This is a genomic window from Micrococcus sp. HG099 (assembly GCF_024723355.1).
Classification (GTDB): Bacteria; Actinomycetota; Actinomycetes; order Actinomycetales; family Micrococcaceae; genus Micrococcus; species Micrococcus endophyticus.
Window position 1 is genome coordinate 1 of record NZ_JANQCJ010000206.1, and the last position, 2469, is coordinate 2469.

At 78.1% G+C, this 2469-nt stretch carries 1 protein-coding gene and 1 pseudogene; one reads left to right on the forward strand and one right to left on the reverse strand.

Going from position 1 to position 2469, the window contains the following annotated elements; all coding sequences use genetic code 11:
• Positions 1–1374: glycosyltransferase family 4 protein (locus tag NWP10_RS11555; protein ID WP_258301001.1), on the forward strand; the 1374-nt coding region annotated here is incomplete at its 5' end.
• A gap of 6 nt (positions 1375–1380) precedes the next feature.
• Here NWP10_RS11555 and NWP10_RS11560 read toward each other — a convergent pair.
• Positions 1381–2469: pseudogene (locus NWP10_RS11560) on the reverse strand (hypothetical protein); the annotation flags it as partial.

Below are 2469 nucleotides of genomic sequence, written 5' to 3' on the forward strand. Positions count from 1 at the left end.
GCCGCGCACCGCGGCGACCTCGAGGGCGCGGCCGAGCTGGCGGCCCGGCACCCGCGCAATCGGCACCTGGCCCGGCGCATGGCGGGGGAGCGGGATGCCTTCCGGGGCGTCGCCCCCGCCCTGCCGCGGGAGGCCGGCTACGCCCCCGAGCCGGGCCGGGTGCTCCACGTGCTCACGAACTCCCTTCCGCACACCGGCTCGGGCTACGCCCAGCGCAGCCACTCGATCCTGGCCTCGCTGCGCGCGGAGGGCTTCGACGTCGCGGCGGTCACCCGCCCCGGCTACCCCGTACAGATCGGTGTGCCCTGGGCGGCCGGGCGCGACGTCGTCGACGGGATCGACTACCACCGGCTGCTGCCGGCGCGCCTGGCCCAGGGCCAGGCCGCCCGGCTCCAGCAGCACGCCGAGCTGCTGGCCGAGCACGTGAGGGCCACACGGCCCGCCCTGCTCCACACGACCACCCACTTCGTCAACGCCGTGGCGGTCGAGGCCGTCGCCCGCGCCTTCGGCATCCCGTGGGTCTACGAGGTGCGCGGACAGCTGGCGGACACGTGGGCGGCCGTGCGCGGCCCGGAGGCGCTCGCCTCCGAGCGCTACCGCCTCTTCCAGGAACGCGAGACGCAGGCGGCCCGCGGCGCCGACGGCGTCGTGACCCTCGGCGAGGGCATGCGGGAGCGGCTCGTGGCCGCCGGGGTGGACCCCGAGGCGGTCGTCCTGTGCCCGAACGCGGTGGGGGAGACGTTCGTCGCCGAGCCGCCCACGCGCGAGGCCGCCCGCGCCGCGCTGGACTGGCCCCACCCCGCGGACGCGTTCGTCATGGGCACCGTCTCCAGCCTCGTGGACTACGAAGGCCTGGACACGCTGCTGCACGCGGCTGCGCTGCTGGCCCCGCGCCGGCCGGAGCTGCGCGTGCACATCGCCGGCGACGGCGTGGCCCGCCCGGGCCTCGTGGCGCTCGCCCGGCGGCTGGGCATCGAGGACCGCTGCTCCTTCCCGGGCCGCGTGGCGCGCTCCGAGGCGATCCTGCACCAGGCGGCCCTCGACGTCTTCACGGTGCCGCGGCGCGACCTGCCCGTGACCCGCTCCGTGACCCCCATGAAGACCGTGGAGGCCTCCGCCGTGGGCCGGCCCGTCGTGGCCTCGGACCTGCCCGCGCTCGCCGAGCTCGTCGAGGACGGCCGGACCGGCCTGCTCGTACCGGCCGAGGACCCCGCGGCGCTGGCGGAGGCGCTCGAGCGGCTCGCGGCCGACCCCGCCGAGCGGGAGCGGCTCGGGGCGGCGGGCCGGCAGTGGGCGCTGGCCACCCGCACCTGGGCGGGGAACGCGCGGCGCTATCGGGACCTGTACGCCCGGCTGGGCGTGAGCCCGCGCTGACCCGGGTCAGCGGTGGACGTCGCCGACCCCAAGGACGAGGTCCGCCAGGCGGGGGACCACGAGCTCCTCGGCGTAGGCGGCGACCACCGTGGCCCGGGCTTCGGCGGCGGCCGCGCGCCAGGCCCGCGCGTCGGCGGTGGCCGACCGGATCGAGCGGGCCAGCGCGTCGACGTCCGGGTGCAGCCAGTCGCGGGGGTAGAGCAGGTCCGCGCCCGCCCACGCGAGGGACCGGGGCAGGCAGCCGTGCACCGCGCCGTCCGGGAGGGTGAAGTGGAAGGACTCGAAGTCGGAGACCGAGAGCGCGACACCCACCCCGGCGTACCAGGCGCCCATGTCCAGGCCGTGCGGGTCCCAGCGGACGGCGCCGGCCAGCAGCGGGTCCTCACGGAGCCGGCGCAGCTGCTCGCCGTAGTACGCGGCGGCCGCGGGCCGGTCGGCCATCCAGCCCACCGCGTCCGGGCGGTGGCCGCGGATGCGCAGGGTGAACCGCGGCTCGTCGCGGCGCAGCGCGGCGAGCAGGTCCAGCGCCCGGTGCAGGCCCTTGCGCTCAGGCAGCACGCCGACCAGGCCCAGCACGAAGCGGCGGTCGCCCCCGCCCTCGGGGAGGGCGTCGGACACCGCGACGGCGTTGGGCACCCAGTGGCTGCGCTCGGCGGGGAACCGGGTGTCCCGCAGCACCTGGGCCCGCACGTGCTCGGCCACGAAGAGCCACGCGTCCAGGGCGTCCTGGCGCACGCGGCGGGGGAACGGTGTGCCGGCCTCCTGCAGGTGGAGCCGGCTCGTCAGCCGGACGGTCCACTCCGGGGCGTCGAGGTGCCGGGAGTACCAGGCCAGGTTGCCCAGGCTCCATTCGCAGTGCACGACGTCGGCCCAGTCGGCCAGCGCGCGGCTGCGCTCGGCGTCGTGGCGGGCGTGGCCGCGCCACTCGTCGATGCGCACCTCATGGCCCTGCTCGCGTAGGTGCCCCACGAGCGCGCCGGCGAACTTCAGGTCGTGGCCGGCGACGACGACGCGGCGCGGCTCGGCGCCCACGCGCACCCGGTCCGGCTGCGGTGCGGGGCCCGGTGCCGGCGCGGCGGGGTCGGCGGCGCGCGC